The sequence below is a fragment of the Gilliamella sp. BG1 genome (genome assembly GCF_046635625.1).
GTDB classification, from domain to species: domain Bacteria; phylum Pseudomonadota; class Gammaproteobacteria; order Enterobacterales; family Orbaceae; genus Gilliamella; species Gilliamella bombi.
Map to the genome: position 1 here is coordinate 1 of NZ_JBIDFG010000037.1, position 3898 is coordinate 3898.

Consider the following 3898-nt stretch of genomic DNA (forward strand, 5'->3'; position numbering starts at 1 on the left):
CCGTCATTCAGCCAATGGCTGGGTATCACTTGAACAATATGAACAACAATATTACCAAAACGAAAAAATGATAGAGGCGGGCACTGTCTAATATTTTGGCGAGGATCAGTTTTACTTAACTATAATCTGCCAAAATAAAGTTGGTAACATTAACAACTGGTATTTTCTGAACCTTTATTAAAAGGTATATTTGCGTAAAAAAATGTTTTTTCATAAGAGAAAATCATTTTATTTCTATTGGGAATTAAAAGAATACTTGTTTCATCACTTGGGTAAAAAAAATCATCCCATGATTTTACAAAAATCTCCACTGGTACAATAGCACTCGATTTTTTTCCAAAAAAGAAAAAAGCAAACGAAATGCCTGTTAATTTATTTTTGGAAATAAAGAAGATTCGTTAGGATGATCAAAATCTAAATTAATTTTTTCTATAACAGAACAAAATGATGAATGCATTTGCATTAAATGATTAAATGGGAATGTCACATCCCAAAAATTACTAGACTCCTCTGTATCAAGAAAAATAATCTGTCTTTTTTCATCAAAAGATAGTAAGCAATCTTTAGAATTAAATCTCCATGCAATAGGATATTTTTTTTCATCAATGGCTAATAATTTTTTATTCATAAAATATATGCCCAGCTCCACCAGATTTTTTCCCCAAACTCCAATCCTTCCATTTTATGTGGGGTATATTATTCTCTGGTGCATTTATTGTATGCGATTCATTAGGGTGATGTTCATAACCTTTTTTGTATTGAATTTCAGAGTAAGTAGGCTGAATCTCTATCTTTCCTCTAGCATCTTTTAACAGTTGTTCAGCAGTAGCTTTATCCTTCACTCTAAAATTGGATTTACCACCTCTCTGAATTATTTCAATTGCTTTCTTCCATTCAGGGCTACCACGCTTAATGACAGGTAAGTTAGTTGCATTGCCAACTTTCTTCCCTGTAAGGCCACATTTTATTAACCCCCACGGATCAATCCAAGTCAACCCATTAGGCGCATACTGATACAGATTAAATCCACCCAGCAACCCAATCGGGTCCGGCTGAGTAAATCTACCTATATCCGGATCATAATACCTGAAAGTATTGTAATGTAAGCCAGTCTTTCTGTCTAATATTTCCCCTGATATCTGATGATTCTATTTTACTGATTTGTTTTCAATTCCTGAATCATTCTTATTCCGTCTTTTCAATGGTTAATGATATCCAATAAAATCTTTAATAATATAAATGTGTAGAAATATATTTTAATTTTTTATATTTAAATAATCTGAAAAAATTCTAAATATAGATAGCAATTCATCAAATGAAGTAAATTCATTCCTTTTATTAATTTTAAATTGATCAGTATTTAAATCTACTATTTCGGACATACAACTTAAATCATCCCAAACAGTAAATCGGGCAATATAAATATCATTTTCAAAATCGATAACGATACTTTCTGATAAATCATTTTGATGATAATCAGAAGAGTAGTTAGTATTTTTAGATATCCAAAATTTAAATTTATTTAACATTTTGATTGTATTTTTACATTAATTTTTTCTATCTTAACACGAATGTTACTTGCTTTAGGCATTTCAGGCACAAGAAATCCTTTACTTTACGCTAAGCCTTCTAAACAATTTAATCCTATTTTTTTGCCCATCTTTCATTTGAAGGAGTTATAAATTTTTTAAAAATATCAAATCCAACATATAAAACTCCATTTTTGCTTGTTTACCAAAAGCATTAACATCTGCATGATAAGCCACATGAGTTGTTCCTGTTATACTTCGTAATACTTTATCGCTATCTACCATTTTTTGATATTCTACTGATCCCATCCTTCGTCTAGCTGTAACTAATGACAGTCCTTACAATCCACCCAAGTCAATCCATTAGATGCATAGTGGTATGTCCACAATTTCATATATAAATACTAATCTATTTATTTATCTGTTTATATCTATTCCTTTCCATGATAATTCATTTGTATCTACATACCTGTTCTGGGGATCAATATATCGAGGTAGCAACAAATCCTTTGCGGCATAATAATATAAAATAGTTATAATATTTTTTTGTATTTCTTTTAAAGCTTCCTTATTCTCGCAACCAGTAAATATGTAAATATCTTTATCACTACAATTATCTAAGACATAGTTAATACATGACTCATAAATCATTAACCCATCTTCAGAGATATCAATATGGAATTGATTCACGGTTCCTGAAGGATTTATAGGTTCTAATAAATACATTTTTTCTCCCTAAAACTTCACATAATCATCAAATATATTTTTGAACTCACCAAGTTCACTTTGCGTTAATCTCTGCCACCAGTTAGTATTTCGATTTATTCTATGCTGAACATTTTTCTTAGATATATCTTTTATCTAAGTAATAATTGATCTTTGCAAAAAATTAGACAGTACACACCTATATCATTTTGTTTTTTGGTAAAATTATTGTTCATATTGCTGCGGCAATATCCAGCCATTGGCTGAATGACGGCGTATCCGATTATAATAGATTTCAATATATTCAAATAGTGCTTTATTAGCCTGCTTCCTCGTTTTGTAGTAACAGTCATGAATAATGTGTGTTTTGAATGTATGAAAAAAACTTTCAACAACCGCATTATCAAAGCAGTTTCCTCTTCGACTCATGCTTTGCCTTAGCCCATATTGTAACAATAATTGCTTGAAATCAGCACTGCAATATTGGCTTCCTTGGTCACTATGAATGAGTACATTTTTAGGAAAATGACGCCAAAATAAGGCTTGTTTTAATGTATTACACACTAAATGGCGGTTTATGCGATTTCAGTTCTTTTGTTTTTTTCTATCGTCATAATCCGCTGATTGTTATTTGAATTCGATGCTAAATTTTTTGACCGTGATATTTGTCTTCTATGATTTTTGTTTATATCATAAAGGCGACTTTTGTCCATTTTTTTGCGAAAATTAAATAATGAAAAATAATTATTTATTTAAACACCTAATCAATAAAGAAATTATTTCGGACTTTGAGAAGAATGATATTTTTCTGAGTATGTTAAATATTATACATACAGGAAATTTACTATTATATACAACCTGCTTTGATAATTTAATCCCTTATTTTACAAAGGAAAAATATTATATTGCACATAAATTAATTTCTTACAAGGGGAAAAAAATAATAATAAAAGGAGAAATGTTTAAAGTTTCAAAAAGTGAACTGTTAAATTTTATTCAAAAATCAATAAATATTAGCGATATGCGAGAATTTTTGATTTCACCAATTTCGACCAATAATAAAAAAGAAATTCTATATTTAACAGAAGATTTATATTATTTATATGAATCTTAGTTTTATTTAACTATATATATCGAAAATAAACACGTCATATTTTATCTGAAACAGCTAAAAAATCACAGAGAAAATGGTAATTAACAGGTAGAAAACCGAGATCAACAAACAAAGGCTGTTAATTAAATATGAAATATATTTAGGAAAAGAATATGCTTAATAAAGATAATTTTTATAAATGTGAGAAAAAAATATCTATTGGTGACTTACATGCTTGTGAGAATAAGCTAGGTATTACGATTCCAAACTCTTTAAAAGAGCTATATCTTAATTGCAATGGCGGAATGGTATATAAAGATATTTGGAAAACAACTGTCCCTCCATATAAACTCCAAATCTCAATATTTATTCCAATAAAATATAACAAAGATTTTAGAAATGATCCGGATTTTTTGATAGAAGGAACAGCTTCGAAATTTTGGGATAACGAAAACTTACCTAAAGAATTATTGCCTTTTGCTCTTGATTACAGTAATGGTTTTTTGTGTATAAATATTAATACTGGTGCGATATATCAATATCTCAGACTAGAATGGGACGATACTCTAAA

6 protein-coding genes and 2 pseudogenes are annotated in these 3898 nt (G+C 29.1%); 2 read left to right on the forward strand and 6 right to left on the reverse strand.

Features of this window, described 5'->3' with window-relative positions; genetic code table 11:
• Positions 1-367: 367 nt before the first annotated feature.
• The 6 genes and pseudogenes from ACGH80_RS11540 to ACGH80_RS11565 all read right to left on the reverse strand — a co-directional run.
• Positions 368-628 (reverse strand): hypothetical protein, encoded by a 261-nt coding sequence (locus ACGH80_RS11540; RefSeq protein ID WP_411631195.1) that lies wholly within the window; start codon positions 626-628, stop codon positions 368-370.
• A 316-nt stretch (positions 629-944) separates the two neighbouring features.
• A pseudogene (locus ACGH80_RS11545) lies at positions 945-1133 on the reverse strand (RHS repeat-associated core domain-containing protein); the annotation flags it as partial.
• 123 nt (positions 1134-1256) lie between these two features.
• On the reverse strand, positions 1257-1529 hold the full coding sequence (locus tag ACGH80_RS11550; RefSeq protein ID WP_085166111.1) for a hypothetical protein: 273 nt from the start codon (positions 1527-1529) through the stop codon (positions 1257-1259).
• Positions 1530-1676: 147 nt separating this feature from the next.
• Positions 1677-1838, reverse strand: a complete 162-nt coding sequence (locus ACGH80_RS11555; RefSeq protein WP_167370119.1) for a hypothetical protein — start codon at positions 1836-1838, stop codon at positions 1677-1679.
• A gap of 108 nt (positions 1839-1946) precedes the next feature.
• Complete coding sequence (locus tag ACGH80_RS11560; protein ID WP_411631197.1) at positions 1947-2255, reverse strand: hypothetical protein; 309 nt, start codon at positions 2253-2255, stop codon at positions 1947-1949.
• A gap of 204 nt (positions 2256-2459) precedes the next feature.
• Positions 2460-2819: pseudogene (locus ACGH80_RS11565) on the reverse strand (DDE-type integrase/transposase/recombinase); the annotation flags it as partial.
• Between the two features lie 148 nt (positions 2820-2967).
• Here ACGH80_RS11565 and ACGH80_RS11570 point away from each other — a divergent pair.
• Positions 2968-3348, forward strand: coding sequence for a hypothetical protein (locus ACGH80_RS11570; RefSeq protein ID WP_065608882.1), 381 nt, complete (start codon positions 2968-2970; stop codon positions 3346-3348).
• Positions 3349-3500: 152 nt separating this feature from the next.
• Positions 3501-3898: SMI1/KNR4 family protein (locus ACGH80_RS11575; protein ID WP_411631199.1), on the forward strand; the 398-nt coding region annotated here is incomplete at its 3' end.

Excerpts from the sequence above, each read along its gene's own strand:
- ACGH80_RS11555 (WP_167370119.1), bottom strand. The coding sequence starts at position 1,838 with ATGGGATCAGTAGAATATCAAAAAATGGTAGATAGCGATAAAGTATTA.
- ACGH80_RS11550 (WP_085166111.1), bottom strand. The coding sequence starts at position 1,529 with ATGTTAAATAAATTTAAATTTTGGATATCTAAAAATACTAACTACTCT.
- ACGH80_RS11540 (WP_411631195.1), bottom strand. The coding sequence starts at position 628 with ATGAATAAAAAATTATTAGCCATTGATGAAAAAAAATATCCTATTGCA.
- ACGH80_RS11560 (WP_411631197.1), bottom strand. The coding sequence starts at position 2,255 with ATGTATTTATTAGAACCTATAAATCCTTCAGGAACCGTGAATCAATTC.
- ACGH80_RS11570 (WP_065608882.1), top strand. The coding sequence starts at position 2,968 with ATGAAAAATAATTATTTATTTAAACACCTAATCAATAAAGAAATTATT.